Genomic DNA, 26,655 nt, shown 5'->3' with positions numbered 1-26,655 from the left:
TGCCCGATTCACGAGTCAAGGTTTCTCGAATGAAAGACCTGCCCCTCATTGATTGCGAGAGCAAACCCTAAAATATTTACACAGTCTGGATGGAGATGAATCATGAAAATGAAAAGACTTCGTCTGTCCCGCGGCACCGAGCTGTCGTTCATCACCACAGGGGAGGCGTCCAAGCCCGCCGTGCTGCTGCTGCACGGGACCCCGAACTCGGCGCAAATGTTCCGGGAGGTCGTGCCCGCCCTGGCGCAATCCGCTTATGTCATCGCGCCCGATCTGCCTGGCCACGGTGAGTCCGACGTGCTGCCAGTGGTGTCGTTTGCCGCCATCGGTCAGGCGATCTCCGAACTCCTGGACCGGCTCGACATCGGGCCGCGATTCATTTACCTGCATGATTGGGGAACGCCGGTAGGGCTGCATGTTGCGATGCAGGCGCCCGAGAAGGTCCTGGGCCTCATCATCCAGAACGGTAACGCCCATCGAACGGGGTGGGGACCGGGATGGGCTGCGCAGCTGGACTACTGGGCGCAACCGAACGCGAAAAACGCGGCGGCGGTCACCGCGCATCTGACCCTTGCAGGCACACGCGACACCTACATCTCCGGCGTCCCATCGGACGTGGCCGAACGGATTCCTGCCGAACACTGGCAGGAAGATTGGCGGGTGATGAATCTGCCGGGCCATATGGAGACGCAGCGGGCGCTGATCGCAGACTACAAGAACTACGCCAGCCGCTTCGACGCCATCGCCAAGTACCTCGAGCGCTGGCAGCCCCCTGCTCTGATGGTCTGGGGACGGCACGATATCTACTTCGATCTGGCCGAGGTCTTGTCCTGGATGCGCGCGCTGCCGAGGATGGAAGCCCATGTTCTCGACGCTGGCCACCTGCTGCTTGAGACGCATGCGGCCACAGCCGTAGCTCTCATGCTCGACTTTATCCGGCGTACCCAAAGGCAGGCGAAGGAAAGGGATGGTGAGTGACGCCGCTCAACCAACGCACCCGGCATTCAATCCGCCTTGATCCCATTGTCCTTCACCACCTTCGCCCAGGTGTCGATCTGCTTGTCGCGTTTGAGATCACGACAGTCGGCTGCCCGGCCCGCCTCATTCCAAAGTCATCTTCGAATCCGCCACGATCTTGCCCAGCCGCTGCTTCTCGCTGCGCAGGAACTCCTCGAACTCGGTGCGCGTGCCGCTTCCCGTCTGGTAAGAACCGTTGGCCTCGAATTCGCTGCGCAGCTTGGCATCGGCCAGGAAGCCGGCGTTCCAGGCCTCGGCAATGCGGTCCAGCACCGCTGGCGGCGTACCACGCGGCGCGAAGATGCCGCCCCAGTGCTGCATGCGGATGGTTGTAAAGCCCTGCTCGGCGGTCGTCGCCACATCGGGCAGCGAGGCCAGCCGCTTGTCGTTGGTGATCGCCAGCCCGCGCAGCCTGCCGGAGCGCAAGTAGCCCTGCACGGCTACGGGAGCTTCCGAGGCCAGGTCGATCTGGCCACCGATGATGGCGGTCACGGTTTCCGAGCCGCTTTTGTAATGCACCGCGGTGACGGGCACGCCGAGCGCTGACTTAAGCATTTCGGCCACGAAGTGGCCGGTGCTGCCGGCCCCGGCCGTGCCGAAGGTGATGCCGCCTGGGCGAGTCTTGGCGTAGACCTGCAGGTCCTTCAAGTTCTTGATCGGGCTCGACGGGTTGATGACGATGACCGACGGCGGGTTGTTGGTGCTGGCCACCGGCACCAGGTCGGTCTCGGCGTAGGGCATCTTCGGGCGCAGCAAGGCGCTGGCGATGAAGCCGTTGCCCGCGATCAGCAGCGTGTAGCCATCGGCCGGGCTCTTGGCGACAAAGTCGGAACCGATGATACCGCCCGCGCCGGGCTTGTTGTCAACGATCACGGGCTGCTTGAGCTGCAGCGACATCGCCTGCGCGATCTGGCGCGCGGTGATGTCGCCGGCGCCGCCCGCAGAAAAGGGCAGGACGAGGCGGATCGGCTTGCCGCTGAGCCAAGTGTCTTGCGCGCGGGCAGGCAGGGCGCAGGTGGCCGCAAAGCCCAGAAGGCCGAAGGTGGCGGCACGGCGCCGCGGATCGAATTTGGTCGTCATGTTGTGGTCTCCTGTTTATTGAATTGTGAAGAGCGGTCCTGCCTTAAAGGCTTCGCCGTTGCAGCCAGCGCGCGATCACGGCGCCCACCTCGGTGCTGTTTCGCTCGAGCATCACCATGTGGCCGTTGCCGTGCACGCCTTCCTGCGCCAGGCGGATGTGATCGACGTGCACGCCGGCCTGCTCGAGAAAGCGTGCCGTGCAATGGTCCGATGCCGTTCGGAACGAAGCCTCGGCCGTGAACAGGCCGATGGGCACAAGGGCCAATTGCGGCAGGGTGCGCGGCGTGCCCGCTTGCAGCCAGCAGCGCACCAGCTCCGGCGCGTCAGGCTGCGCCTGCAGCTGGGCCTGCGGTGGTTCTTCTCGCGCGGGAGAGAAGGTCAGGGCGAGCCGCGTGATTCCCCATGGGCGCGACAGCGTCTCGACGTATCTGTACCAAGGCGCTCCCTGTGGCGGTGGCGAAGCGCGGTACGGATAGACAAGATCGCGGAAGCTCGGCCCATTGGGCTCGATCGCGACCAGGGCCTTGACCTGCGCCGGCCGCATATCGGCCAGCTTCCAGCCGAGCGCACCCGACTGCGAGTGCGTGAGCACGATGGCCGGACCAATGCGCTCGAGCAGCGCCAGATTGGCCGCGAGATTCAACTCCTCGTTCTTCGTCGCATCGCGGATGTTGGGCACCTGTTGTGCGGCAAACTGGTCGAAAATGGGCTGGCCTGGTTGGGCTGAGTCGGGCCATTGCGTGTTGAGGCGTGCCGTCGGAAAGGCCGTGTCCGGCGAGCGCGCCAGGAACTGGACCAGGTCAAGCGGCAGTTCCACGTACTCGCCGTACAGCGCCGTCGATGCACCCGAGCGCGCTCTGCCAACCTGGTCAACAACATAGACCGCATACCCGCGCGCGGCAAACTCCTGCGCCCATCCCGTGCGGCCGTCGGGCGTGCCGGTGAAGTTGTTGCCAGTCTGAGCGGTGCCATGGATCATCACGATCGGATAGGGGTGCCGCCTGTGTGCCGGCTCGAAGGATTGCACGTACATCTGGCCCTGGAGCCGTCTTTGCGCGCCTTCTCCAGCGTAGTGGCCGCCCACAAAAAAGTAGCCTGTGGCGACGGCTGGCGCGCCGACTGACGCGCAGCCGCCGACTGCCGCCGCAAGTGCGAGCACCGCGGCAAGGGCGCGCAAGCGACCGGCGATGGGATGGGTGATCATGGAATCTCCTTGGAAAGTTATTCGAAAGCCGCGCCGGCTGGCGGCGCCAGCAGTACCAGCAGTTCACGAACGTCTTCAACCTCTTCAAGCGAACGCACCATCTGCTCGATGGCTTGTTGACGCGGCGCATCGATCAGGCCATCGGTCAGGGTTCGGTACTTGGCGGCGACTTCGTCGCTGCTTTGCGGCGATTCGATGGCGCGCGAAGACTCGCGCTCGACCACGATGCGCTGGCCGTCGGTAAAGGTCACCGCCACCCGTGTCTGGCCCCGTTTCACCGGCCCGCCCAAGTCGAAAGCCGGGTCGTGCCGCACCTCGACCTTTGCCAGCAACGCCCAGATATCGTCGGCGTCGATGCGTGCCGGGGAAAACTGCGCCACCATCGCCGCACCGTCGATGGCCGCCACCGCCAGCGCATAACCGATGTTCATCTGCGCGCCGATTGGCGTCAGCGGCCGCTCGGGCACCCACCAGCCGTGGTGGAAAACCGCGTGCGACACGTCGCATTCGATGCGCGCGATGTCATCGGCGTTCAGCGCGCGCTGGCGGCCAATGTCGAACAGCGCATCGAGCGGCGAATGGATACCACCCATCGCCGCGTAGGGCTTGATGACGATACGCTCGACCTCCCAGCGCTGGCCCAGGCCACTGGTGATCTGCGACGCATCGGGATCGTGGCCTTCGCCGAAAGTCGACAGAAAGCCGCCGTACTCGCGCTCGAACACGCGCTTGATACCGGTGTAGCCGCCCTCGGCCAACACCGCCGCATAGAGGCCGTTGCGCGCCGAAAAGCCGTGGTGCATGCGCTTGCACATCGCTTCGTATTGCGCAGCCATGAGCCCGGCCGACTGCGTTCCCGCCAGGCCGAGCGCATCCTCGAAGCGAGCCGTGTCGAGCCTCATCAGCTTGCCGACCGCTGCAGCAGCGGCATGCGTGCCGAACACCGCGCCCGAATGCCAGCCACGCGACAGCATCTGCGCGCCATGCAGCGCCATGCCGACGCGCGGGCCGACCTCGTAGCCGACCAGCGCGGCTTGCAGGAACTCGCGGCCGCTGACTCTCGCATCGCCTTCGGATGCAGCCCACAGCGCGGGCAGTACAACAGATGCGCTGTGCAGCGGCCCGAGCGGGTGGTAATCGTCGAGCTCGAAGCCCTGGATGAAGGTGCCGTTGAGCAGCGCAGCGCCCGGCGCACTGGTTTTCGCGCCCCAGCCCACGATGGTGCAGTCGCCGCGCCCCTCGAACTTCTGCACGATCTTCGCCGCCGTGCGCGACCACGGAAGCTGGGCGCCGACGATGGCGCAGGCAATGCCGTCGAGCGTCAACACCTTGGCGCGCTCGCTCGCCGAGGCGGGCGCGTCGCCGAGGTCGAAGCCGGCGAGCCAGTCGCAGAGCTGACCGGTCGGGCCAGTTGGGTCGGTCGACTGGCCTGCTTTCAGTGTCGTTGTTTTCATGTCACTCCAGTTGGAGGTTGGCGGATATTGCTGAATCGGGTCTTGGTGAAAAAAACCCGCCGCGCCGTTGCGGTTCAGTCGATCTGGGCACCGCTATCGGCCACCGCCTTGCCCCATTTCTTCACCTCGGTCTGCAAAAAATAGCCGAAATACCCGGGTGACTGCTGCACCAGCTCCGAGCCCGAGGCCCGCATGGATGCCTGGAGCGCAGGATTGGCGGAGGCGCGCCCGATGGCAGCGTTGAGTGCGGCAACGACGTTCGGCGGGGTGCCGGCCGGTGCCAGAAAGCCGACCCAGGAAAGCACGTTGAAACCCTTGACGCCCTGTTCGTCCAGCGTGGCGACGGAAGGCGCCTCCGGATTGCGTTTGAGGCTGGTCACGCCAAGCGCCTTCAGCTTGCCCGACTTGACATGCGGCAGCGCCGACGCTCCGGCGTCGAACATGATGGGCACCTGTCCGGCCATCACATCGTTGAGCGCCACCGGTGAGCCTTTATACGGGATGTGGTTGAGCTTGACGCCGGCCTGCGACTGGAACAATTCCATCGCCAAGTGTGCGGTGATGCCGTTGCCGCCCGAAGCGTAATTGACCGGATGGGGCTGCGACTTCACATAGGCCAGCAGCTCGGTGACATTGTTGGGCGGAAACGCCGGATTGGCCACCAGATACAAGGCTCCGACGCTGACCAGCGACACCGGCACAAAGTCCTTCAGGGTGTTGTAGGGCAATTTTTTGTAGAGTGCCGGGTTGACGGCCATCTGGCCCAGCGTTCCGAGCAGCAGCGTGGTGCCGTCCGGCGCTCCCTTCTTTGCCTCCTGCGCGCCCAGGATGCCGTTCGCGCCGGCGCGGTTATCGACATAGACCGGCTGACCGAGTTCCTTGGTCAGTGCCGCGGCGTAGCTGCGAGCGATGATATCCACCGTCTGACCGGCCGGATAGCCGACCACGATGCGCACCGGTTTGGTGAACAGGCTGCTGGCCGTTTGAGCGGCAGCACCGACAGCAGTGAGGGCGATGGCAATTGCGCATGCGCCAAGCACAATGCGACGTTTCAATGGATAAGTCATTTCTATGTCTCCTGGTTTAAAAAGGGGTGGGAATATCAGACGTCATCGTTCGGCACATAAACGACGCCGGCCATCAGTCGCCGTGCGGTCCTCGTCAGGCCTAGCACCGAGAAGGTCGTTTGCGCCGGGTCAGAGGCCGTCTGCGCGACGACCTTGACTTCCATCACGCCGAGCGGGTGGCCGATACGCAATGTTCCGGTCGCGGCGCGGGCGCCCACCGCCCGGTTTACCAGCGTGCCCGGCACGCGCGATGCGGCGGCGGTACACATCGAACCGGTGCCGGCCATGCTTTCGTGGCACTGGCCGATAAAGACGAGGCGAGCGCACAAGTCCATGCCTGCGGCGTTTTGCGTCGTGCCGTTCATATCGATGAAATCCGCCGGCGGCGCCACCAGCACGGCCAGCGGCAGGCCGGGCAAGTGCACGTCTCGCCAGTCCTTGTACAGGCCGACCTGCTGACCGACTTTGGACTGGATTTCGCTGATCGTCTCGATCAGCCCGGCGTCGGCCGCGATGGTTTGCGGCAGTTCACTGCCTGAAAGATCCAGCGACGCAGCGGCGATGAAGACGCACGGGTTGGCGGTGTCGCAGACCGTCACCTCTATGCGGCGACCGTCTTCGAGCGTGACGGTATCGACCACATTGCCCGTCGACAGCAGCTTGCCGGTCTTGGCGCCGACGGTGCCGGAATAGTCCATCAGAATTTCGGCGCCGGTACCGGGGACACCGGCAATTGCGCAGTCGCCCAGGACACGCGCTTTGCCACCCTGTACCTGAACCCTCGACACCAGAAGCTTGTCGGTGTTGGTGTTGTAGATGCGCACCGTGGTGACCGGCTCGAGCGCGTCCACCAGACCCTCATCGATGGAAAACGGCGCGACCGCTGACGAAATATTTCCGCAGTTACCGTCGTAGCTGACCCGGTCGTGGTCGATATCGACCTGCGCGAAGGTGTAGTCAACATCAGCATCCTGGCGCGCCGAGCGCTGGATGATCGCGACCTTGGAAGTGACCGCTCGCGAGCCGCCCATGCCGTCGATCTGCATCACGTCGGGCGTGCCCATGGCGCGCTTTAGCATACGATCACGCGCCGGCCCAGCCGGAGGCACGTCGGCTTCGTGGAAGAAGAGAGCCTTGCTGGTGCCGCCGCGCATCAGCACGCAGCGCACTGCGATTTGTTCGGGCTGGGATTGGACGGTCATGTGCGTTCCGATTTCAATGCGTTCAGGGCGCGTGATGCGTGTGGCGATGACGCTTGTGATTCATTCAAGCGGATACAGCTTGACCAGCGCGCCCAGACGCTCGCTTTCGGCGCGCACCTGAGCAGCGAACTCGGCCGGTGAATTGACCACTGGCTCCGCGCCGGCGGCGGCAATCGTCTTTTGCACGTTGGCGTCTTTCACCGCGTCGCGCAGCGCAGCGACAATGCCCTGTGTCACAGCGACGGGCGTTCCTTTGGGCGCGAACAGGCCGAACCATGTGACTGACTGGAACTGTGGAAAACCCGCTTCCGCCGTGGTCGGCACGTCGGGCAGCGCGGCAGCGCGCGTCTTGCCCTGAGTGGCCAAAATCTTCAGTGTGCCGGCCCGGTAGTGCGGCAACGCGGCGGTGATGCCGGTAAACGACAGGTTGACGTTGTTGGCTATCAGGTCGGTCACGATGGGGCCAGTGCCGCGGTAGTTGACGACGATGAGGTTGGGAATGCCGGTTTCTGCCGCCAGCTGCCGGCCCAGGATGCGCGCCAGGCTCTCGCCAGTGGCCAGCGAACACGGTTGCACCGACGTCTTGCAGTAGGCAACAAACTCCGCCAGCGTTTTGACCGGCAGTTTGGCGCTGGCGACGATGGCGGCAGGCGATTGCGACACGGCGGTTACCGGCTCCAGCCGCGCCAGTGGGTCGATGCCCTTGAGCCCTGGCGTGTATTTGGTCAAGACAATTCCCGGCACCTGCAGCAGCAAGGTATAGCCGTCGGGTTTGGCGTCCATCACACGCCGCGTGCCGATCAGGCCGTCGGCGCCAGGCAGGTTCTCGACCACCACAGGCTGATCCCACAGCACGCCCAACTGCCTGGACACAGCGCGCGCCGTGGCGTCGGTGCCGCCGCCGGCCGCGTACGGCACCACCAGCGTGACGGCGCGGTCGGGCTTCCAGGGAGCGGATTGCGCCTGCGCTGAAGACGCTATAAAAATAATAGCCATTACCGCATGCAGGACACGCGCGAAAGGCATATTTGATTCATATTTTCGGGTCATTTTGTCTCCAGTGAGCGTGGCGAGATGGCGTTCAGACGACAGTGGGTGTGCCGACCGGCCAGGCCCAAGGCCGGCATTGACGGTCGGCCTGCTGCCAGGCGTTGATAAGCGCATCGTCCTTCAGCGTCAGGTCGATGTCGTCCAGGCCATGGAGCAGGCCCTCGCGGCGCAACGGATCGACGCTGAAAACGGTCTCGGCACCGGCGGCGGTGCGAATCGCCTGGCGCTCCAGGTCAACGCTCAGCGGCTCGCCGTGGGCGCAAGCCGCCGCCAGCGCATCGACCTCGGGCGCGGACAAGCGGATTGGAAGAACGCCGTTCTGAAAGCAATTGCTGAAGAAAATATCACCAAAACTCGGCGCGATCACGCAGCGCAGGCCCAGGCTTTGCAGCGCGGTAACGGCACCTTCGCGCGACGAGCCGCAGCCGAAGTTGTCGCCGGCCAGCAGGATTGGAGCGTTCCGGAAAAGGGGCTGGTTGAACACGCAATCAGGATCCTCGCTGCCGTCGGACCGGAAGCGCAGAGCCTCGAAGGCGTAGGCGCCGAACTGATCTTTCGTCAGGGTGGTGAGGCGCTCGATACGGATAATGATGTCGGTGTCAATGTTTGCGCGCAGCAACGGTGCTGCCGCCCCGCGCAAAGTCGTGAAAGCTTGCATGGTGTCAGACCGCCCTTAAGTGAGTTTGGTTGAATGTGCGGACGTCGGTGATCACACCCGTCAGTGCGGCAACTGCCGCCATCGCCGGGCTGGCCAGGTGAGTGCGCGCGCCAGGACCCTGACGGCCGACGAAGTTGCGGTTCGAGGTGGATATGCAGCGTGCTCCGGGTGGCACCTGCTCGCCGTTGGCAGCCACGCACATGCTGCAGCCGGGCTCACGCCATTCAAAGCCGGCCGCCTCGAACAGGGTTCTCAGCCCCTCGGCTTCAGCGGTGCGTTTGACGATTTCCGAGCCGGGAACCACCCAGGCGGTGACGCCAGGTTTGACCTTGCCGCCTTTGACAATGGCCGCTGCGGCACGCAAGTCGGACAAGCGCGAGTTGGCGCACGACCCGATAAACACCCAGTCAATCGGCGTACCGGCGATCGGTGTGGCGGCGGCCAGGCCCATATAGGCCAGCGCGGCGATTTGCGCCTCACGCTCTCCCGCGTCGGCGGTGGTGGCCGGATCTGGAATCATCGCGTCGATGCGGATGACTTGTTCGGGGCTGGTGCCCCAGGTGATGGTGGGCACAACATCGGCGACATCAAAGATTTCTTCATGTTCGAACGTGGCTGCGGAATCCGTCACCAGCATGCGCCACTGGGAAAGTGCCGCGTCGAAATCTTTACCTTGAGGTGCATGAGGCCGATTCCGCACGTAGTCAAACGTGCGTTGATCGGGCGCAACCAGGCCATAACGCGCGCCTAGTTCCACTGAGAGGTTGCACAACGTGAGGCGGCCTTCAACCTCCATGTTGCTGATTGCGTTGCCCGCGAATTCAATGGCGTAGCCCACGCCCGCAGCGCTGCCCAGTTGCCCGATGATGTGCAGCGCCAAATCTTTTGCTGTCACGCCCGTGCCCAACTCACCCTCGCAGCGGATGCGCATGCGCTTTGGCTTTTGCTGGCGCAGAGTCTGAGTGGCCAGGGCATGGGTGCTCTCCGAGGAGCCAACGCCAAAAGCCAATGCGCCCAATCCCCCGTTGGTGCAGGTGTGGCTGTCGCCGCAGATGACGGTCAGGCCTGGCAGCACGATGCCGAGTTCCGGCCCCATTACATGCACAATGCCCTGGCCCGGCTGGCCGAGGTCGAACATCCGCACACCCATTTTGGCGCTGAGGCTCTTGAGCGCCCCGTGCAGCTTGCCGCCGAGCGCAAAAGTCGTTGCGATGCGCCCAGGCCGGCTCGATACAGCATGATCGGGCGTGGCGAACACCAATTCGGGGTTGTGAAGCGGCAGGCCGCGCGCTACGACCTCGGCCAATGCGGGCGGGCCGGACAGGTCGTGCAGCAGATGCCGGTCAATGTACAGCAGTGCCCAGCCGTCTCCCAGGTCGCGCACGACGTGCGCATCCCACAGCTTGTCGAAAAGAGTTCTGGCAGCCATGGCGCTTACTTGGCTCCCATGGTGGCACCGGCATTGAAACGGGTGCGCAGCGCATCCCATTCGTCCGCGCCGAAGCGGCGGAAGGTTTCGGCCACGCTGCGGTTTGCGACGGGTGCAATTGAGGTGGCCTTAAGTTCGGCCAGCGCGGCATCGCCGGCCTCGATCGCGGCCTTGAGCATCAGGCCGGGCAGTATCGCCAGCTTGTAGCCCATCGCTTCGGCTTCGCGCATATCGAAGACCGGCGTCCGACCGCCTGGCACCACGTTCAGGAGGCAAGGCCCATGCACACGTTTCGGTACTGCCGCGGCCTCCTCGCGCGTTTGGGGGGCTTCGACGAAAGCCATGTCGGCACCGGCCTCCAGGGCGGCGTTGGCGCGCCAGATAGCTTCGTCCAGGCTCATCATGCCGCGCGCGTCGGTGCGCGCAATGATCACGAACTCTTTGGTGCGGCGCCCTTCCACCGCGGCGCGAATCTTGGAGACGAACTCCTCGCGCGAGACCACCAACTTGCCGTCGAGGTGACCGCAGCGTTTGGGCGCGACCTGGTCTTCAATGTGGATAGCCGCAACACCACGTGCTTCGAATTCGCGCACGGTCCGCGTCACGTTGAGCTCATTGCCATAGCCGGTATCCGCGTCGGCGATCAGCGGAATGCCGACCGAGCGCGCCATGACGGCTGCGTTCTCCACCATCTCGCTCATCGTGAGCAGGCCGAAATCCGGAAAGCCGCGCGCTGCCGAGGTGCCGGCACCGGTCATGTAGGCGGCGCTGAAACCGGCCTGCTCGATCAGTCGCGCGCCTATGCCGTCATAGGCGCCGGGGGCGATGACCATGCCCGGGGCGGAGAGCTGCTGTCGCAGCGAGGGGAAAGTGTTCATCGTCTCTTGGTCCAGTGTCTTGAGTTGTACTAATACTATCACAACATAACAACAAGTCAACGAGGTATGCTTGTACCCATGAAAAACACCGCCATGCCGCCCGCGCACACGCCCTTCCAACCCGCCAAGGGCACCTCGTTGCACCGTCAGTTGTTCCTCGTGCTGCGCGATCAGATCACGCAGGGGCTGTTTTCGGGTGGGGCACTGCCCAAGGAAGAAGCGCTGTGCGAGCGCTTCGGCGTCTCGCGCATCACGGTGCGGCGTGCGCTCGCGGACTTGGCGGCGCAGGGAATGGTGGAACGGCGCCACGGCCGCGGCACATTCGTATCGGCCAACCTGCCGCTACCACGCCGGGTGCCCACCTTGACCGTGCTCGATAGCCTGCGCAAGACAGCACAGGAAACCGAGGTGACCGTGCTCGAAGTCGCGCAGTCCGAGCCGCCATCCGAGGTCGCATTCCTGCTGCAGATGGCGCAGGGCGCCAAGGCTGTACACGCACTGCGCCTGCGCAGCCACATCGGCGGGACGCCGGCCATGCTGACGGACGCCTGGGTGCCACTGGACATCGGCAAACGCGTGACCACAGCGGCACTCAAGAAAAAGGCGCTCTACGAGATTTTGATGACCCAGGGCATCCTGTTCGGTCGCGTGGTGCAGGAAATCAGTGCCATCGTGGCCGATCCCGTGCGTGCCGGTCTGCTACGCACCGAGGTCGGCGGTCCGATGTTGCGACTCGTACGGCTGATGCATGACCTGAAAGAGCGTCCGGTCCTGCACCTCACAGCCTACATGCCGGCAGAGCGCAGCCGCATTCTTATGGAAATTCCAGGCGCTACGGTCAATACGCTGAGCGCGGGGCAAATCGTGCACGATCAATAGCCGTTTGCAGCAGGCGTTTCGGTGCGGCGGCGAGCTGTGCCGGTATGTGAGTCCGTGCCTTCTTTTTATTTATTTGCCCCCGGCCTTCAATCCGCCTTGATGCCGTTGTCCTTCACCACCTTGGCCCAGGTGTCGATCTGCTTGTCGATGAAGACGCGGGCCGACTCGGGCGTACCACCAAGGATGTCGATCCCCTGAGCACTCAGCTTCGTGGCGATCTCGGGGTTCTTCAACGCCTTGTTGATCTCCTCGTTCATGCGCTTGATGACCTCGGGCGGCGTTTTGGCCGGCGCGAGAATGGCCCACCATGCCGGAGCGTCGAAGCCGGAAAAGCCGCTTTCAGCCACCGTCGGCACATTGGGCAATTCGGGCGCGCGTTTGCTGGTGGTCACGGCCAGCGGTCGCAGGCGGCCGCTGTCGATGTGGGGCTTGGTCACAAACACCGAGCCGATGGACAGGGGCACGTGGCCTGCCACGGCATCGGTCATCAGCGGGCCGCCGCCCTTGTAGGGCACGTGTTGCCAGTCGATGCCACCACTTTTGGAGAGCAGCGACATCGCCAGGTGGCCCAGGCTGCCGGAGCCTATGCTGCCGTAATTGACATTCTTCTTCGCTTTGGCCGCAGCCACCACGTCGCCAAAAGTCTTGTACTCGGACGCGGAGAAAGTCGCGAGCACCATGGCCGACGTGCCGATCAGCGTGACCGGCGCCAGGTCCTTGCGGGTGTCGAACGACAAGCCGGGAATCAGGCTGGGGTTGACGCCGTGGGTGTCGAACACCACCGCAAACGTGTAGCCGTCGGCCGGCGCCGCAGCGACGGCGGCGGTGCCGATGGAACCCGATGCGCCACCCTTGTTTTCGACAATGATGTTCTGGCCCAGTTGCTGCGACAGGGGTACCGCCAGAATGCGCGCCACCTGGTCCACCGAACCGCCGGGCGGGAAGACAGCGACAAACTTGATCGGCTGCTTCGCCGGCCAGGCCTGTCCTGAGCCCGTCGAAGTGGCCTGTGCCATCGCATTCAAAGACGTGGCGCACAGCGCTGCGGCCGTCATGACCAGAGCGGTTCTGGAAATCCAGTGTTTCATGGTGGAAAGTCCTGCAAATGAAGTGAGCGCCAGTATCGACATGGCGCATGGGAAAACCCATTGCGGTTAACACTTAGCATGCAACCCACGATCGCACTGCCAGCAGCCAGCATCTGTTTCGCGCAAAATCAGCCCCATGGTCCGACCTTCCCAACTCCTGTACCCGCAGCGCCAACCCGCGCCCACCCGTCCCGCCGCCACCGTGCTCCTGCTGCGCGACAGCGCCCAGGGCATCGAAGTGCTGATGACGCGGCGCTCGATGACAGCCAGCTTCGCACCGGGCGCCTACGTGTTCCCCGGTGGCGGCATCGACGCGGCCGATGCGGCGGCGCATGGCCAGTCCACGCGCCGGGCGACGCAAACCGACCTGCACCTGACACAGGCGATCGCCGCCATTCGCGAAAGTTTTGAAGAACTGGGCGTGCTACTGGCCCGTCATGCCGACGGCAGCCACGCCAGCAGCGACTACATTGCCGCGCTGGACCGCAAGGCGCCGTTCGCCGCGCAGTGCCGCGAACGCGGCCTGACGCTGGCTGGCGACCAGGTGTTCGTGCTGGCCCACTGGGTCACCGACCGCGACCTGCCGCGCCGCTTTGACGTGCCCTTCCTGGTGGCACGCATGCCGGGCGGCCAGGAGCCAGTGGCCGACGAAGCCGAGCAGTTCGAACCCGTCTGGGTGCGGCCGGCCGATGCGCTGGCACGGCATGAGGCCGGCGATTTTTTCATCATCTTCCCGACCATACGTACGCTGCAGCGCCTGCAACAGTTCCATACCGTGGATGCTGTGCTGCAGGCCTGCGCTGCCTCCGAACAGCCACTGTGGACCTCCTGCCCGCGCGCCGGTTTGCTGGCTGGCGCCGAAGCGCGCTACATGGAACACGAAGCCCCCTATGGCGAGCTGGCGCTGACCAGCCCCGACGGGCAGATGGTGCATGCGCTGGACTGGCAAAGCGCGCAGCCGGTGGCCCTGCTCAAAAACCTGATGCGCCTGACCGCACCCAACCCCGGCGTGATGACCGGCCCCGGCACCAACAGCTACCTGGTTGGCGACCCGGCCACCGGCTACATCGCGATTGACCCCGGCCCGGCCGACACCGATCACCTGCAACGCTTGTGGCGCGCGGCAGGCGGCAACATCCGCATGATTGTGTGCACCCACTCACACGCAGACCATTCGCCCGGTGCCAAGCCGCTGCAGGCGATGTGCAGCAACTCGCCGCCCATCCTGGGCCTGTCGTCAGCGCCGACAGCGCGGGCGGCCAGCACCTTCATCCCTGACCGGTCGCTACAAAATCAGGAGCTGCTCACGCTTACAGGTAAAGGGCCGGAAGGCGAAATGACCCATACACTGAAGGTCATTCACACACCGGGCCATGCGGCCAACCACCTGTGCCTGGTGCTGGTGGAAGACGGCATTCTGTTCAGCGGCGACCACATCCTCAACGGCAGCACCGCCGTGGTGGACCCGCCCGATGGCAACATGAACGCCTACCTCGATTCACTGGACCGGCTCAGCGCCGCCTGCGACGAACACGGCATTGACTTCATTGCCCCGGCCCACGGCTACGTGCTGGGAGAGGCCAAAACCGTCATCGCCCAGCTCAAGGCCCACCGCCTCAAACGCGAAGCCAAGATCATCGGCGTGATGCAGGCCCAGCCGCAGGGCTCGATCGATGAGTGGGTGGCATCGGCCTATGATGATGTGGATCCGCGCATCTGGCCGGTGGCCAAGCGTTCACTGCTGGCGCATGTGGAGCGGATTCAGGCGCAGGGATTATTTAATTTGTAGGGCACGGCCCGACTCCCTTCAAACCCAGGCATCACGCTGATGACACCCCCGACCGCATCGACCATCGCGACGCTGGCCCTCGTGCCGCTGCTGACCTGGCGGATCTGGATCCGATTCCGGCGTGCCCGGGGCCGGCAACGGCTGAGCCGCTACCGCGGGCCTGTGACCCTGACGCTGTATGGCTTGTTGCTGGGCGCCATCGCGTTGGCAAATTGGCGCTATCCAGCCCACTTGCTGGCCTTTGCGTTGGCCCTGGCCCTGGGCGCGGGCCTGGCGGTGTTCGCCCTGCGTCGCACGCGGTTCGAGCCCACACCCGCAGGGCTGTACTACACGCCGCACGGTCCCATTGGTATCGCGCTCGCAGTGCTTTTCGTGGCCCGCCTCGCCTACCGCGCCGTCGAGGTGTACATCATCGACAGTGCGGCGCAGCGCAGCTTTGCCGAGTTTGCCCATCACCCGGCGACACTGGGCGCATTCGGCCTGATGGCGGGCTATTACGTCTGCTACACGGTGAGCCTGGTTCGCTGGCGCCACCGGGTATTGCGCGCCAAGCGGCAGCGCGAGGCCAACAGTCCGGTCAAGCCGGAGCCCCCTCCCACATAAGCCCGCGTCAGCGACCCATCGGCCAGCAACGATTGCGCCCTGCCTTCGGCCACCACACGCCCTGAGGCCCGCGCCGCATCTGGTCCACCACCTGAGGTTAAATGATCTGTTCTTGTTGAGAACCATCCGGCATTCCTGTTGTAGACAATTCCGAGGCCATCCGGGCACCAAAATTGCTCAAGCAACATCGACTCATACCCGTCCCATGCCCTTCCATTCCATGCACCCCAACCGAACATCCAGGCGCAAAACCAGTGGTGGTGCGCCAGGCCCGGACCTTGCCACCAGGAGCCCTTGCCATGAGCCGTGATCACGGCACGGCGGGGCGCCCCATCCCGGGCCATGGTCTGTTTGCCTACCAGGCCATCCACCAGCGGCCGGACTACAGCTGGCCGGGCGGCGCGCGGCTGGCGGTCTACGTCGGTTTCAACCTCGAACATTTCGCTTTCGGTGAAGGTTTGGGCGCCAACCTGGGCCCGGCCTCGCCGCAGCCCGACGTGTTGAATTACGCCTGGCGCGAGTACGGCAACCGTGTGGGAGCCTGGCGCTGCCTGGAACTGTTCGATGCGCTGAAGCTGCCCACCGGCGCACTGGTCAACACGGCGCTGTACGACCATTGCCCGGAGCTGGTGGCAGCCTTTGCAGCGCGCGGTGACGAGCTGATAGCCCACGGCCACACCAATGCCGAACGCCAGGCCGGCATGGACGAGGCGCAGGAGCGCGCGATGCTGGCCGATTGCCGCGCCCGCATGGCCAGCGAAAGCGGCAGCGTGCCGTCCGGCTGGCTGTCGCCCTGGATTTCCGAAAGCCTGGCCACGCCGCACCTGCTGGCCGAAACCGGCTACCGCTACACACTGAACTGGTGCCATGACGACCAGCCGGTGCGCATGCAGACGCGCCACGGCAGTCTGTGGTCCATTCCCTACCCGCAGGAGCTCAACGACATCCCGATGATGGTGGCGCGCCAGATGGACGGCAAGGATTTTGCGCAGATGATCATCGACAATTTCGACGAGATGCTGGAGCAGTCAGTGCGCCAGCCGCTGGTCATGGGCATCGCGCTGCACCCCTACCTAGTGGGCCAGCCTTACCGGCTGCGCCATTTGCGCCGGGCATTGCAGCATATCGCTGCCCAGCGTGACGAAGGCCGCCTCTGGCTGACCACGCCGGGCGCCATCTGCGCCCACATGGACCAGATTTTTCCCGAAACGGGCGCATGAGCGCCGCATCTGCCTGGACCGACCGCAAGCCGGAAAAAAAAGCCCGGCTCAGGTACCGGGCTGAACACGGAGCCACCTCATGGACATCGATTTCTCAGCCATCACCGAATACCAGCGCTACAAGCTGATGGCCAGCCTGATCGTGCCGCGGCCGATAGCGCTGATCACCACGCTCAGCGAAGATGGTGTGGTCAACGCGGCACCCTTCAGCATGTTCAACATGCTGGGCGAAGAGCCGCCCATCGTGATGGTCAGCATCAACCGCCTGCAGGACGGCCAGCTCAAACACACGGCCGCCAACATCGTGCGCAGCGGCGAATTCGTCGTGCACCTGACGGACGAAGCCATGGCCATGCAGATGCACCGCTGCGGCGAGCGTTTCCCGGCAGATGTCAGCGAGCTGGCGGCTGTCGGGCTGACCACGGCGCCATCGAAACGCGTCAAGCCGCCACGCATCGCCGAGGCACCGGCCGCTTTTGAATGCACGCTGTACGAGTTGCTGGAGACCCCGAGCCGGCAGATTTTTATTGGCCAGGTGCACTGGCTGCATGCCCGCGAGGGCCTGATTGACACCGAACTCTGGCGCGTGCGCCTGCAGGACTACTTTCCGGTAGCGCGGTTCGGCGCGAGTTTTTACACCAACACGCGGGAACGCTTTTCGCTGGAAGCCGCCACGGGTACGCAGGACGGCCCCGCGCTGTCCACCGCGATCGACGAGATCTGAGTGCGGTCACGCGCGGCGGTCATGCGCCGCTCGCCTGAATAAAGTGTGAAGCCCGCCGATAGGCCGGATTTTGTGCGGAGCGGTTTCCTTGCGGTCGCCGCCCCGTGACTGCCATTAATCTGGGCCGTCTGTCGCCAGACGGCTCGGTGCTACCTACCCGCACACTCCGGGGGCCCCGTCAACGTGTGCCTACTTGGTATTGCTGCGCGTAGAGATTGCTCGTTTCACCCGGACTGAACCGGCTCGTCTCTGTAGCTCTGATCCTCACCTCACGGTGGACAGCTGTTAGCTGCTACGTTGCCCTTTGCAGTCCGGACCTTCCTCCAGTGCGGTGTTTCCACCCTTGCACCAGCGGCAGTCTGGCGTGCTTCACGGGTCCTATTATCCCGGCAATTCATTCGCTATTGATTTGATAGCTGCCTGCGCCCGCTGCATTTGGGCCATGGGCTTAAAATGCTTCATAGATCCGAAATACAGATCCACGAGGTAACCCCCCATGATCCGCCTGACCGAGCTCAAGCTGCCGCTTGACCACCCCGAAGACGCCCTGCCCGCGCTGATTGTCAAAACGCTGGGCATCACGCCGGCTGAACTACTGCGCCACAGCATCTACAAGCGCAGCTACGACGCACGCAAGCAGAAGCTGCTGCTGGTCTACATCGCCGACGTCGAGCTCGCCAGCCCCGAACTGGAGCAAACACTGCTCCGGCAGTTTGAAGCCACCCCCCACATCCGACCGGCGCCCGACCAGAGCTACCACCTGGTGGCACGCGTGGACAGCGCACCGGCCGTGCGCCCCGTCGTGGTCGGCTTCGGCCCCTGCGGCATTTTTGCGGCGCTGCTGCTGGCGCAGATGGGCTTCAAACCCATCGTGCTGGAGCGCGGCAAGAAAGTGCGCGAACGCACCAAAGACACCTGGGGCCTGTGGCGCAAGGGGGTGCTGGATCCGGAATCGAATGTGCAGTTCGGCGAGGGCGGCGCCGGAACGTTTTCCGACGGCAAGCTCTGGAGCCAGATCAAGGACCCGCGTTTCCTCGGCCGCAAGGTCATGACCGAATTCGTCAAGGCCGGTGCACCTGAGGAAATCCTGCTGGTCAGCAAGCCGCACATCGGCACCTTCAAGCTGGTCAAAGTGGTGGAACACATGCGCGAGCAGATCACGGCGCTGGGCGGCGAGATCCGCTTCCAGCAGCGCGTCAGCGATGTGCTGATCGATGACGGCCCCGACGGCAAACATATCCGCGGCCTGACCGTGCAGAACCTGCAGGACGGCAGCAGCTACGAGCTGCGCGCCGACCATGTGGTGCTGGCGCTGGGCCACAGCGCACGCGACACCTTTGCCATGCTGCATGAACGCGGCGTCTTCATGGAAGCCAAGCCGTTCTCGGTGGGTTTCCGCATCGAACACCCGCAGGGCCTGATCGACCGCGCGCGGCTGGGGCAGCACGCCGGCCACCCGCTACTGGGTGCGGCCGACTACAAGCTGGTGCACCACGCGGCCAACGGGCGCTCGGTCTACAGCTTCTGCATGTGCCCGGGCGGCACCGTGGTCGCGGCCACCTCCGAAGTGGGCCGCGTCGTGACCAACGGCATGAGCCAGTACTCGCGCAACGAGCGCAACGCCAACGCCGGCATCGTGGTCGGCATCACCCCGGCCGACTACCCGGGCGGGCCGCTGGCCGGCATTGCCTTTCAGCGTCAGCTTGAGTCTCACGCCTTCACGCTGGGTGGCGGCACTTACGCAGCGCCGGGGCAGCTGGTTGGCGATTTCGTCGCCGGCAAAGCATCCACCCAGCTTGGCGGCGTGGAGCCTTCCTACAAGCCTGGCGTGCTGATGACGGACCTGGCCAGCGCCCTGCCTGACTACGCCATCACGGCCATGCGCGAGGCGCTGCCGGCCTTCGGCAAGAAGATCAAGGGCTTCGACATGTTTGACGCCGTGCTGACCGGCGTCGAAACCCGAACCTCGTCACCGCTGCGCATCACGCGTGGCGACGATTTCCAGAGCCTGAACGTCCGGGGCCTGTACCCCGCCGGCGAAGGCGCCAGCTACGCGGGTGGCATCTTGTCGGCCGGCGTGGACGGCATTGAAGTCGCCGAGGCGGTGGCCAAAGAGATGGTCAAAATGCACACAGAAATGCTTGGGAGAAAAGCTACTTCTTGATACATTAGCCCCACAACAACTTGGGGGGAATTTTGAAAGATCTACTGAAACTCTTTGGCCTGCTGGCCTTGGTTGGCACTTTGACGACGGGCTGCGCGATCAATCGTGCGACAGCCACCGTCGATCCGACGGCAAAGCTCGATACCATCAAATCCATACAAATCACCAAATTTGACAAGGACGAGCGTGACGTCAACATTTTGATCGCTGACAACTTGCGCAAGCGCGGATACCAGGTAACGACAGACAAAAATCCAGGCTCTCCTGTGGACGCCGTGATCACCTATGTTGACAAGTGGTGGTGGGATATCACGATGTACATGCTGGAGCTGACCATAGTTGTTCGCGACCCGAAGACCGAATACCCATTGGCTACTGGTAATTCGCTTCACACATCCCTGACACGCAAGTCCGCTCCCGAGATGGTTGATGAAGTCTTAGGCAATATTCTCAAGCAAGGAACAGCAAAATGAAAAGCATAAATCGCGGCTCTGCCGGTGTCCTGATTCTCCTGACCGCTGTTCTTCTCCTTGGTGGGTGCGCGGTTAGCGCTCACAAGGAAAACATGGCCGTTACGCCAACTGTTGTATTGAAGAAATTCCCTTATTCAGTGCGTGTTGAAACCCGAGGCGGCAGTGAAACCGGCGCCATGGACAGCAGCAACATATCGAATGCTGACCTTAAAGCGGCCATTGAAACTTCGATTGCAACATCGGGGTTATTCAAAAGCCTGACTCAGGCAAACGGTGAATATGTGTTGACCGTATCGCTTACGCAGCTCAGCAAGCCTGTGTTTGGCGGAGCTTTTACAGTCGACATGGAAACCGCTTGGGCACTGGTAAGAAGCTCTGACAAAAGCGTCGTCTTACGCAAGGTCATCAAATCCTCGCACACAGCCACTTTCAGCGATTCGCTAATTGGCGCCACGCGTTTGAGGCTGGCGGTTGAAGGGGCAGCCAGGAAAAATATCGAAGAAGGACTGAAAGCCGTCTCGGAGCAGTCCCTCTGAACTTGTCGGCGGGCGTGGACGGCATCGAGGTCGCCGAAGCGGTGGCGCAGAGTATTACTGTTCAAGCTGCGAAGGCATAAAAAAAGCCGCTGCGGATGCAGCGGCTTTTTAAAACTGGAAAAAGGCTCCGGCGCCTCAGAGTCTGTGAAGATCTCGTAGCGAGCGGGTCGAGGTGGCCTCGAGGAGCGGAGCCGTACAAACGTACGGTGAGCACCACAAAGGCCAGATCGGCCCGCGCAGTAGAAAGATTCGCAGGCTCTCAGACTTGGCCGGGCTGGGCCGACTGCAGCGCGGCAATGCGCTCTTCGATCGGCGGGTGCGTGGCAAACAGCTGGCCGATGCTGCCGGTGATGCCCATGGCTTCCACCGCCTTGGGCAACTGGCCAGGCACCATGCCGCCCAGGCGGGCCAGCGCGTTGATCATGGGCTGCTTGCGGCCCATCAGTTGCGCGGCGCCGGCGTCGGCGCGGAACTCGCGGTGGCGCGAGAACCAGGCCACCACGATGGCGGCGGCAAAACCGAGAACGATGTCGAGCACGATGGTGGTGATCCAGTAACCGATGCCAGGGCCGGAATTGCTGTCGCTGCCCCTGCGCAGGAAGCTGTCCACCGTATAACCGATCACGCGGCTCAGGAACACCACAAAAGTGTTCATCACACCCTGGATCAGAGTCATGGTCACCATGTCGCCGTTGGCCACGTGGGCGATTTCATGGCCGAGCACGGCTTCGATTTCTTCACGCGTCATGCCCTGCAGCAGGCCGGTGGAGACGGCGACCAGCGCCGAGTTCCTGAAAGCACCGGTGGCAAAGGCGTTGGGCGCGCCTTCGAAAATGCCCACCTCGGGCATGCCGATGCCGGCCGCGGTCGCCAGCTTGCGCACGGTCTCGACGATCCAAGCTTCGTCAGCGTTTTGCGGCTCGTTGATCACGCGCACGCCCGAGCTCCACTTGGCCACGGGCTTGCTGATCAGCAGCGAAATGATCGCGCCGCCAAAACCGATCACGGCAGCGAAACCGAGCAGCATGCCCAGGTTCAGGCCTTGCGGTGTGAGGTAGCGGTTGACGCCGAGCAGGCTGGCGACAATGCCCAGCACCACCACAACGGCGAGGTTGGTCAGGACAAATAAAACAATACGCTTCATGGATGCTCCGTAGAGGTCGGTAAAAACAAGTGCTGCAACGCAAGAGCTTGCTGCAGGCAAATGGGGAGGGTTCTGCCCAAATCAAGCGCCGGATTTTTTACTGGGTGTTGTTTACCGGCGCGGGCGGAATACGAAAGAGTCATCATAAAAGGAAAAGTTCTCGTTCTCCGGCCACCAGCCCGGCACACCGAGCACCGGCAGCGGCAGGAAGGGCTTGGTGGCGAGCTTGTCCGCACTCAGGTCGGCCGCCACCCAGGCGTCCAGATCCGCTATGGAATTCATAGCTGGTTGCGCCCGGTAGATGTGGGCTGTGACCGGTTTTCGTGGGTAAACCAGCTTCTCCAGCAAGGCATGGCCGAACAGCACCAGCCGCGCCTGCTGCCAGAGCGGGCGCAAACCGACAAACAGCTGCTGCCAGTCGCGTTCGACCAGGGCCTCCCACAGGGGCTGCGGCGCCGACAGAAAGGCCGCGTTTTCGTCGAACACGGTCAGCGCATCACGTACCGGGCCACGCAAAGGCGTGACGCCTGTAGCGGCGATTTGCGCCGCCTGCAAGCGGTTGAGCTTTTGCTTGGTGAGCGGAAAACGCAACCAGCACAGGCCATTGAAAAAATCGTGCAGGTTGTCACGCGTCGGAACGGTACCTGTTTCAAAAATGAACTGTTCGTAGGCTTCGTCCGGCGGCAGGCAGTCTTGCGGCACAAAACACACCGGCACGGCCGCTTCGCGGTTCAGTGCCTCATGGCATGGTGCGCCGCCCGAGACGGCCTGCGCAATACGCTGGCCGGGTTCACGCCAGGGTTCCAGCCACGGCCTGTCCCAATCGACGGGCAACGCAGAACCAGGCGCGCCAGCGCTCATCCGTTCCTGGCTGCGGCCGGCCGGGACTGCCTCTTGTCGCGCACCATCACGGTGGACTTGCCTTCGTCCGCAATCTCGAAGAGCTGGGTCGCCACCAACAGCTTGGTCAGCGTGGCGTAACCGTAATTGCGATGGTCAAACGAAGCCTGGTTGGCGATCTGCGTGCCGACCGCGCCCACGCGCGCCCAGCCCTCGTCGTCGGCCGCAGCCTGCACGGCGTTGCGCAGCAGCATGACCAGCTTGGCGTCCTGCTTGAGCTGCGCCGGCGTGGCACGCAGGGGCGCTGCAGCCACGGCGTCGGCTTCTTCCTTGCCGCCCGCAGGCGTGTCCACGGCGACCATGGGCCGCAGCTTGTCGAGGTACAGAAACCGGGAACAGGCGTTGACAAAAGGCTCGGGCGTTTTCTGCGCGCCAAAGCCATAGACGGCGGCGCCCTTGGCGCGCAGGTGCATCACCAGGGGCGTGAAATCCGCATCGGACGAGACAATGCCGAAAGCATCGGGCCTGTCGGTGTAAAGCAGCTCCAGCGCGTCAATCACCATCGCCATGTCGCTGGCGTTTTTGCCTTTGCTGTAGTCGAACTGCTGCATGGGCCTGATGGCGTGTTCGTGCAGCGCTTCTTCCCAGCCCTTGAGCTCGCTTTTTTTCCAGTTTCCGTAGGCGCGGCGGATGTTCGTCTCGCCGAAGGTGGAGAGCTCGTTGAGGATCAGGTCGATCTTGGAGGCCGGCGAATTGTCGGCATCAATCAGCAGTGCGACGCGCGGTTTGCGTTCCATCAGGGGCTCCCGTTGCCAACCAGTTTCCAGGCCAGTGCTTCGCCCGAACGCAGCGGTTTGAGTTCGGCCTCGCCGAAAGCAAAACTTTCGGGCGGCGTCCAGCTTTCCTTCTTCAGGGTGATGGTGCCGGTGTTGCGCGGCAGGCCGTAAAAGTCGGCACCGTTGAAGCTGGCAAAGGCCTCCAGTCTGTCCATGGCGCCCACGGCGTCAAAGGCCTCGGCATACAGCTCCATGGCCGCGTGGGCGGTGTAACAACCGGCGCAGCCCGTGGCGTGCTCCTTGAGGTGTGCCGGGTGCGGTGCGCTGTCGGTGCCCAGGAAAAAACGGGTGTTGCCGCCGGCAGCAGCTTCCACGAGGGCGACGCGATGGGTTTCGCGCTTGAGCACCGGCAGGCAGTAGTAATGCGGGCGGATGCCGCCGGTGAAAATGGCATTGCGGTTGTAGAGCAGGTGATGCGCCGTGAGGGTGGCCCCCAGGAAACGGTCGGCCCCGTGCACATACTGCGCGGCCTCTTTCGTGGTGATGTGCTCGAACACGATCTTGAGTTCGGGAAAGTCGCGGCGCAGCGGAATCAGCTGCGTGTCGATGAACACCGCCTCGCGGTCGAACAGGTCAATCTCCGGGCTGGTAACCTCGCCATGCACCAGCAGCAACAGACCTTCGCGCTGCATGGCTTCCAGTGTCTTCCAGGTCTTGCGCAGGTCAGTCACGCCGGCGTCGCTGTTGGTGGTGGCGCCTGCGGGGTAAAGCTTGAGTGCAACCACACCTGCGTCCTTCGCCCGCTTGATCTCGTCAGGCGGCAGGTTGTCGGTCAGGTACAGCGTCATCAGCGGCTCGAAGCGCATGCCCGCAGGTACGGCCGCCCGGATGCGTTCCCGGTAAGCGACAGCCTGTGCCGCGGTGGTCACCGGCGGCCGGAGATTGGGCATGATGATCGCGCGGCCAAACTGCGCCGCCGTGTGCGGCACCACGGTGCGCAAAGCCTCGCCGTCGCGCACATGCAGATGCCAGTCGTCCGGCCGGGTAAGGGTGATCGTCTTAACTTCAGTCATGCATCGAATTGTCGCACCACACGGATGCGAAGCTCATGAAAAAAGCCCCGCAACGGGGCTTTGCCGAGACCGGGAAGGCGACTTCAGTGCGCCAGGATTTTGTTCAAAAAGTCCTTGGTGCGCGCCTGCCGGTTTTCCGGGTGCATGAAGAATTCATCCTTGGAGCAATCCTCCAGGATTTTTCCGCCCACGTCCATGAAAATGACCCGGCTGCCCACTTTTTTCGCAAACCCCATTTCATGCGTGACCACCATCATGGTCATGCCTTCAACGGCCAGGCCCATCATGCAATCGAGCACCTCGCCGACCATCTCCGGGTCCAGTGCCGAGGTGGGTTCGTCGAACAGCATCGCAATCGGGTCCATGCTGAGCGCGCGGGCAATCGCCACCCGCTGCTGCTGGCCGCCCGAGAGCTGGCCTGGAAATTTGTCCTTGTGCGCCATCAGGCCCACTCGGTCCAGGTATTTCAGGCCATGGGTCTTGGCTTCGTCCTGGTTGCGGCCCAGCACCTTGATCTGGGCCAGGGTCAGGTTTTCCGTCACGCTGAGGTGGGGAAACAGCTCGAAGTTCTGGAACACCATGCCCACCCGGGAGCGCAGCTTGGGCAGATCGGTCTTGGGATCATGCACCGCCTGGCCATCGACGTAAATCTCGCCCTTCTGGAAAGGTTCGAGTGCATTGATGGTCTTGATCAGCGTTGATTTGCCCGAGCCTGAAGGGCCGCAGACCACCACCACCTCGCCTTTCTTGATGCTGGTGCTGCAGTTGTTGAGCACCTGCACGGGGCCATACCATTTGGAAACTTCTTTGAGTTCGATCATCTTGTTTCTCCGGGAGCTTGGGTGCTTGTTAGCGAATGATGGCAATCTTGTTTTGCAGCTTCTTGACGACGTACGACAAGCCAAAACAGATCACGAAATAAACCACGGCGGCCAGCAGGTAGGCCTCTTCGGGCCGGCCGTAAATCTTGCCGGCGGTCGTCAGGCCCTTGAGCAAGTCGTAGGCGCCGATGGCATAGACCAGCGACGTGTCCTGAAACAGGATGATGGTCTGCGTCAGCAGGATGGGCACCATGTTGCGGAAGGCCTGCGGCAGGATGATCAGGCGCATGTTCTGCGCGTAGGTCATGCCCAATGCCCTGCCCGCATTGACCTGGCCGCGCGAAATGGACTGGATGCCGGCACGCATGATCTCGCTGAAATAGGCCGCCTCGAACGCAATGAAGGTGATGATGGCGGAGATTTCCGAGCGGTTGTTGGCCCCGCCGGGGATCATGTCGAAAAATGCGCTGGGCATCAGCAGGTAGAACCACAGGATCACCATGACCAGCGGCACGGAGCGCATGCCGTTGACATAGAAGGTGGCAGGCAGCATCAGCGCCTTGAGGCCGGACAGGCGCATTAGCGCCAGCAGTGTCCCCAGGATGATGCCGCCTATGGTGGCGATGACCGTCAGCTCCACGCTGAAGATGAAACCCTTGATGACGAACTTGGAAATGATGTCCCAGTTCAGGAAGCTCATGTCGAGACCAAACATGTCAGTGCCCCCCGCCGGTGCTGCCGGCCACGATGTAGCCCGGAATCTGGACTTTTTTCTCGACGAAGGCCATGACCCGGTTCACCGCAAAAGCCGAAGCGGCGTACATCAGCGTGACCGCCAGGTAGATTTCCACGCCGCGCGAGGTTTCTTCCTGGGCCTGCATGGCGAACATCGTCAGTTCGGCAATCGACACGGCGAACGCGACTGACGAATTCTTCAGCAGGTTCATGGACTCGCTGGTCAGCGGTGGAATGATGATGCGAAACGCCATGGGCAGGATCACGTAGCGGTAGGTCTGTGCCGTGGTGAACCCCATGGCCATACCCGCATAACGCTGGCCACGCGGCAGGGCCTGCACACCGGCACGGACCTGCTCGGCGATACGTGCCGAGGTAAAAAAGCCCAGGGCGAACACGACCAGCAAAAAGCTGGGGACCTGCTGCATGGCAGGAAACATTTTGGGTACAACAAAATACCAGATGAAGATCTGCACGAGCAATGGCACGTTGCGAAAGATCTCGACCCAGACATTGGCCAGGCGCACCAGCCAGGGGCTGTTGGGCAAGGTACGCAGGGTGCCCATGAGGCTTCCCGCCACCATGGCCACCACCCAGGAACTGCCCGCTACGGCCAGGGTCCAGCCCCAGGCGTCGAACATCCACGAAAGATACGTGCGGCCGCTGCCGTCGTCATTCAGGAAAACCTGCCAATCCCAATTCATGTCTTCTCCTGCCAGGAATTTTCAATCTACCAACCGGCAACCGCCCT

General features: G+C 63.2%; 26 protein-coding genes and 1 other RNA gene. 9 read left to right on the top strand and 18 right to left on the bottom strand.

The genetic code is table 11. From position 1 onward, the window contains the following. Positions 1-102 precede the first annotated feature (102 nt). A complete protein-coding gene (locus WA904_RS16340) occupies positions 103-978 on the top strand; it encodes an alpha/beta fold hydrolase (protein ID WP_425198181.1) in 876 nt (291 codons plus the stop codon). Positions 979-1,101: 123 nt separating this feature from the next. Here the strand turns inward: WA904_RS16340 and WA904_RS16335 are convergent, their stop codons facing one another. The 9 genes from WA904_RS16335 to WA904_RS16295 form a co-directional block, all read right to left on the bottom strand. Beyond that, positions 1,102-2,097: a Bug family tripartite tricarboxylate transporter substrate binding protein gene (locus WA904_RS16335; protein WP_425198180.1), complete on the bottom strand. Its 996-nt coding sequence runs from the start codon at positions 2,095-2,097 to the stop codon at positions 1,102-1,104. A 43-nt stretch (positions 2,098-2,140) separates the two neighbouring features. Next, positions 2,141-3,301 (bottom strand): alpha/beta fold hydrolase, encoded by a 1,161-nt coding sequence (locus WA904_RS16330; RefSeq protein ID WP_425198179.1) that lies wholly within the window; start codon positions 3,299-3,301, stop codon positions 2,141-2,143. Positions 3,302-3,318: 17 nt separating this feature from the next. Continuing rightward, on the bottom strand, positions 3,319-4,755 hold the full coding sequence (locus WA904_RS16325) for an MmgE/PrpD family protein (RefSeq protein WP_425198178.1): 1,437 nt from the start codon (positions 4,753-4,755) through the stop codon (positions 3,319-3,321). A 74-nt stretch (positions 4,756-4,829) separates the two neighbouring features. Beyond that, on the bottom strand, positions 4,830-5,822 hold the full coding sequence (locus WA904_RS16320) for a Bug family tripartite tricarboxylate transporter substrate binding protein (RefSeq protein ID WP_425198177.1): 993 nt from the start codon (positions 5,820-5,822) through the stop codon (positions 4,830-4,832). Positions 5,823-5,857: 35 nt separating this feature from the next. Further along, positions 5,858-7,024, bottom strand: a complete 1,167-nt coding sequence (locus WA904_RS16315) for a 2-methylaconitate cis-trans isomerase PrpF family protein (protein ID WP_425198176.1) — start codon at positions 7,022-7,024, stop codon at positions 5,858-5,860. Between the two features lie 60 nt (positions 7,025-7,084). Continuing rightward, positions 7,085-8,074 (bottom strand): Bug family tripartite tricarboxylate transporter substrate binding protein, encoded by a 990-nt coding sequence (locus tag WA904_RS16310; protein ID WP_425198175.1) that lies wholly within the window; start codon positions 8,072-8,074, stop codon positions 7,085-7,087. A 31-nt stretch (positions 8,075-8,105) separates the two neighbouring features. After that, positions 8,106-8,732 (bottom strand): 3-isopropylmalate dehydratase small subunit, encoded by a 627-nt coding sequence (gene leuD, locus WA904_RS16305; RefSeq protein WP_425198174.1) that lies wholly within the window; start codon positions 8,730-8,732, stop codon positions 8,106-8,108. A 4-nt stretch (positions 8,733-8,736) separates the two neighbouring features. Continuing rightward, positions 8,737-10,161: a 3-isopropylmalate dehydratase large subunit gene (gene leuC / locus WA904_RS16300; RefSeq protein WP_425198173.1), complete on the bottom strand. Its 1,425-nt coding sequence runs from the start codon at positions 10,159-10,161 to the stop codon at positions 8,737-8,739. Positions 10,162-10,166: 5 nt separating this feature from the next. Then, positions 10,167-11,039 (bottom strand): isocitrate lyase/PEP mutase family protein, encoded by an 873-nt coding sequence (locus WA904_RS16295; RefSeq protein WP_425198172.1) that lies wholly within the window; start codon positions 11,037-11,039, stop codon positions 10,167-10,169. A 78-nt stretch (positions 11,040-11,117) separates the two neighbouring features. Here WA904_RS16295 and WA904_RS16290 point away from each other — a divergent pair, with 78 nt between their 5' ends. Next, on the top strand, positions 11,118-11,918 hold the full coding sequence (locus WA904_RS16290; RefSeq protein WP_425198171.1) for a GntR family transcriptional regulator: 801 nt from the start codon (positions 11,118-11,120) through the stop codon (positions 11,916-11,918). 86 nt (positions 11,919-12,004) lie between these two features. Here WA904_RS16290 and WA904_RS16285 read toward each other — a convergent pair whose 3' ends face one another. Next, on the bottom strand, positions 12,005-13,006 hold the full coding sequence (locus tag WA904_RS16285; RefSeq protein WP_425198170.1) for a tripartite tricarboxylate transporter substrate binding protein: 1,002 nt from the start codon (positions 13,004-13,006) through the stop codon (positions 12,005-12,007). A gap of 136 nt (positions 13,007-13,142) precedes the next feature. Here WA904_RS16285 and WA904_RS16280 point away from each other — a divergent pair, with 136 nt between their 5' ends. From WA904_RS16280 to WA904_RS16265, 4 genes are all read left to right on the top strand, one after another. After that, complete coding sequence (locus tag WA904_RS16280; RefSeq protein WP_425198169.1) at positions 13,143-14,795, top strand: MBL fold metallo-hydrolase; 1,653 nt, start codon at positions 13,143-13,145, stop codon at positions 14,793-14,795. Positions 14,796-14,834: 39 nt separating this feature from the next. Continuing rightward, positions 14,835-15,398: a hypothetical protein gene (locus WA904_RS16275; protein ID WP_425198168.1), complete on the top strand. Its 564-nt coding sequence runs from the start codon at positions 14,835-14,837 to the stop codon at positions 15,396-15,398. A gap of 299 nt (positions 15,399-15,697) precedes the next feature. Next, positions 15,698-16,618, top strand: coding sequence for a polysaccharide deacetylase family protein (locus WA904_RS16270; protein WP_425198167.1), 921 nt, complete (start codon positions 15,698-15,700; stop codon positions 16,616-16,618). Positions 16,619-16,697: 79 nt separating this feature from the next. Continuing rightward, positions 16,698-17,342 (top strand): flavin reductase family protein, encoded by a 645-nt coding sequence (locus WA904_RS16265; protein WP_425198166.1) that lies wholly within the window; start codon positions 16,698-16,700, stop codon positions 17,340-17,342. Positions 17,343-17,385: 43 nt separating this feature from the next. On the opposite strand, the gene rnpB is transcribed toward WA904_RS16265, so the two are convergent. Next, positions 17,386-17,713, bottom strand: an RNA gene (gene rnpB / locus WA904_RS16260) — RNase P RNA component class A. 125 nt (positions 17,714-17,838) lie between these two features. Here rnpB and WA904_RS16255 point away from each other — a divergent pair. The 3 genes from WA904_RS16255 to WA904_RS16245 are packed head-to-tail and all read left to right on the top strand — an operon-like array spanning position 17,839 to position 20,515. Beyond that, positions 17,839-19,506, top strand: a complete 1,668-nt coding sequence (locus tag WA904_RS16255; RefSeq protein ID WP_425198165.1) for an NAD(P)/FAD-dependent oxidoreductase — start codon at positions 17,839-17,841, stop codon at positions 19,504-19,506. 32 nt (positions 19,507-19,538) lie between these two features. After that, positions 19,539-19,979, top strand: a complete 441-nt coding sequence (locus tag WA904_RS16250; protein WP_425198164.1) for a hypothetical protein — start codon at positions 19,539-19,541, stop codon at positions 19,977-19,979. Beyond that, complete coding sequence (locus tag WA904_RS16245) at positions 19,976-20,515, top strand: hypothetical protein (protein WP_425198163.1); 540 nt, start codon at positions 19,976-19,978, stop codon at positions 20,513-20,515. Before WA904_RS16250 ends, WA904_RS16245 begins: the two co-directional genes overlap by 4 nt. 259 nt (positions 20,516-20,774) lie before the next feature. Here WA904_RS16245 and htpX read toward each other — a convergent pair whose 3' ends face one another. From htpX to WA904_RS16210, 7 genes are all read right to left on the bottom strand, one after another. Further along, complete coding sequence (gene htpX / locus WA904_RS16240) at positions 20,775-21,659, bottom strand: protease HtpX (RefSeq protein ID WP_425198162.1); 885 nt, start codon at positions 21,657-21,659, stop codon at positions 20,775-20,777. A gap of 111 nt (positions 21,660-21,770) precedes the next feature. Then, a complete protein-coding gene (locus WA904_RS16235) occupies positions 21,771-22,520 on the bottom strand; it encodes a DUF3025 domain-containing protein (RefSeq protein WP_425198161.1) in 750 nt (249 codons plus the stop codon). Further along, positions 22,517-23,296, bottom strand: a complete 780-nt coding sequence (locus WA904_RS16230) for an NYN domain-containing protein (RefSeq protein ID WP_425198160.1) — start codon at positions 23,294-23,296, stop codon at positions 22,517-22,519. Before WA904_RS16230 ends, WA904_RS16235 begins: the two co-directional genes overlap by 4 nt. Beyond that, complete coding sequence (pyrC, locus tag WA904_RS16225; RefSeq protein WP_425198159.1) at positions 23,296-24,348, bottom strand: dihydroorotase; 1,053 nt, start codon at positions 24,346-24,348, stop codon at positions 23,296-23,298. The genes WA904_RS16230 and pyrC overlap by 1 nt, the downstream gene beginning before the upstream one ends. A gap of 83 nt (positions 24,349-24,431) precedes the next feature. Continuing rightward, positions 24,432-25,169 (bottom strand): amino acid ABC transporter ATP-binding protein, encoded by a 738-nt coding sequence (locus WA904_RS16220; protein ID WP_425198158.1) that lies wholly within the window; start codon positions 25,167-25,169, stop codon positions 24,432-24,434. 28 nt (positions 25,170-25,197) lie between these two features. Beyond that, positions 25,198-25,884, bottom strand: coding sequence for an amino acid ABC transporter permease (locus WA904_RS16215; protein ID WP_425198157.1), 687 nt, complete (start codon positions 25,882-25,884; stop codon positions 25,198-25,200). A gap of 1 nt (position 25,885) precedes the next feature. Beyond that, on the bottom strand, positions 25,886-26,608 hold the full coding sequence (locus tag WA904_RS16210; protein WP_425198156.1) for an amino acid ABC transporter permease: 723 nt from the start codon (positions 26,606-26,608) through the stop codon (positions 25,886-25,888). Positions 26,609-26,655: the final 47 nt, after the last annotated feature.

Source organism: Polaromonas sp., from assembly GCF_049790275.1.
Classification (GTDB): Bacteria; Pseudomonadota; Gammaproteobacteria; order Burkholderiales; family Burkholderiaceae_C; genus Polaromonas.
This window is presented reverse-complemented; position numbering and strand designations above follow the sequence as displayed.

What these genes read in the sequence shown, in the direction of transcription:
- WA904_RS16340 (WP_425198181.1), top strand. Translation starts at nt 103, where the DNA reads ATGAAAATGAAAAGACTTCGTCTGTCCCGCGGCACCGAGCTGTCGTTC.
- WA904_RS16335 (WP_425198180.1), bottom strand. Translation starts at nt 2,097, where the DNA reads ATGACGACCAAATTCGATCCGCGGCGCCGTGCCGCCACCTTCGGCCTT.
- WA904_RS16330 (WP_425198179.1), bottom strand. Translation starts at nt 3,301, where the DNA reads ATGATCACCCATCCCATCGCCGGTCGCTTGCGCGCCCTTGCCGCGGTG.
- WA904_RS16325 (WP_425198178.1), bottom strand. Translation starts at nt 4,755, where the DNA reads ATGAAAACAACGACACTGAAAGCAGGCCAGTCGACCGACCCAACTGGC.
- WA904_RS16320 (WP_425198177.1), bottom strand. Translation starts at nt 5,822, where the DNA reads ATGACTTATCCATTGAAACGTCGCATTGTGCTTGGCGCATGCGCAATT.
- WA904_RS16315 (WP_425198176.1), bottom strand. Translation starts at nt 7,024, where the DNA reads ATGACCGTCCAATCCCAGCCCGAACAAATCGCAGTGCGCTGCGTGCTG.
- WA904_RS16310 (WP_425198175.1), bottom strand. Translation starts at nt 8,074, where the DNA reads ATGACCCGAAAATATGAATCAAATATGCCTTTCGCGCGTGTCCTGCAT.
- leuD (WP_425198174.1), bottom strand. Translation starts at nt 8,732, where the DNA reads ATGCAAGCTTTCACGACTTTGCGCGGGGCGGCAGCACCGTTGCTGCGC.
- leuC (WP_425198173.1), bottom strand. Translation starts at nt 10,161, where the DNA reads ATGGCTGCCAGAACTCTTTTCGACAAGCTGTGGGATGCGCACGTCGTG.
- WA904_RS16295 (WP_425198172.1), bottom strand. Translation starts at nt 11,039, where the DNA reads ATGAACACTTTCCCCTCGCTGCGACAGCAGCTCTCCGCCCCGGGCATG.
- WA904_RS16290 (WP_425198171.1), top strand. Translation starts at nt 11,118, where the DNA reads ATGAAAAACACCGCCATGCCGCCCGCGCACACGCCCTTCCAACCCGCC.
- WA904_RS16285 (WP_425198170.1), bottom strand. Translation starts at nt 13,006, where the DNA reads ATGAAACACTGGATTTCCAGAACCGCTCTGGTCATGACGGCCGCAGCG.
- WA904_RS16280 (WP_425198169.1), top strand. Translation starts at nt 13,143, where the DNA reads ATGGTCCGACCTTCCCAACTCCTGTACCCGCAGCGCCAACCCGCGCCC.
- WA904_RS16275 (WP_425198168.1), top strand. Translation starts at nt 14,835, where the DNA reads ATGACACCCCCGACCGCATCGACCATCGCGACGCTGGCCCTCGTGCCG.
- WA904_RS16270 (WP_425198167.1), top strand. Translation starts at nt 15,698, where the DNA reads ATGAGCCGTGATCACGGCACGGCGGGGCGCCCCATCCCGGGCCATGGT.
- WA904_RS16265 (WP_425198166.1), top strand. Translation starts at nt 16,698, where the DNA reads ATGGACATCGATTTCTCAGCCATCACCGAATACCAGCGCTACAAGCTG.
- WA904_RS16255 (WP_425198165.1), top strand. Translation starts at nt 17,839, where the DNA reads ATGATCCGCCTGACCGAGCTCAAGCTGCCGCTTGACCACCCCGAAGAC.
- WA904_RS16245 (WP_425198163.1), top strand. Translation starts at nt 19,976, where the DNA reads ATGAAAAGCATAAATCGCGGCTCTGCCGGTGTCCTGATTCTCCTGACC.
- htpX (WP_425198162.1), bottom strand. Translation starts at nt 21,659, where the DNA reads ATGAAGCGTATTGTTTTATTTGTCCTGACCAACCTCGCCGTTGTGGTG.
- WA904_RS16235 (WP_425198161.1), bottom strand. Translation starts at nt 22,520, where the DNA reads ATGAGCGCTGGCGCGCCTGGTTCTGCGTTGCCCGTCGATTGGGACAGG.
- WA904_RS16230 (WP_425198160.1), bottom strand. Translation starts at nt 23,296, where the DNA reads ATGGAACGCAAACCGCGCGTCGCACTGCTGATTGATGCCGACAATTCG.
- pyrC (WP_425198159.1), bottom strand. Translation starts at nt 24,348, where the DNA reads ATGACTGAAGTTAAGACGATCACCCTTACCCGGCCGGACGACTGGCAT.
- WA904_RS16220 (WP_425198158.1), bottom strand. Translation starts at nt 25,169, where the DNA reads ATGATCGAACTCAAAGAAGTTTCCAAATGGTATGGCCCCGTGCAGGTG.
- WA904_RS16215 (WP_425198157.1), bottom strand. Translation starts at nt 25,884, where the DNA reads ATGTTTGGTCTCGACATGAGCTTCCTGAACTGGGACATCATTTCCAAG.
- WA904_RS16210 (WP_425198156.1), bottom strand. Translation starts at nt 26,608, where the DNA reads ATGAATTGGGATTGGCAGGTTTTCCTGAATGACGACGGCAGCGGCCGC.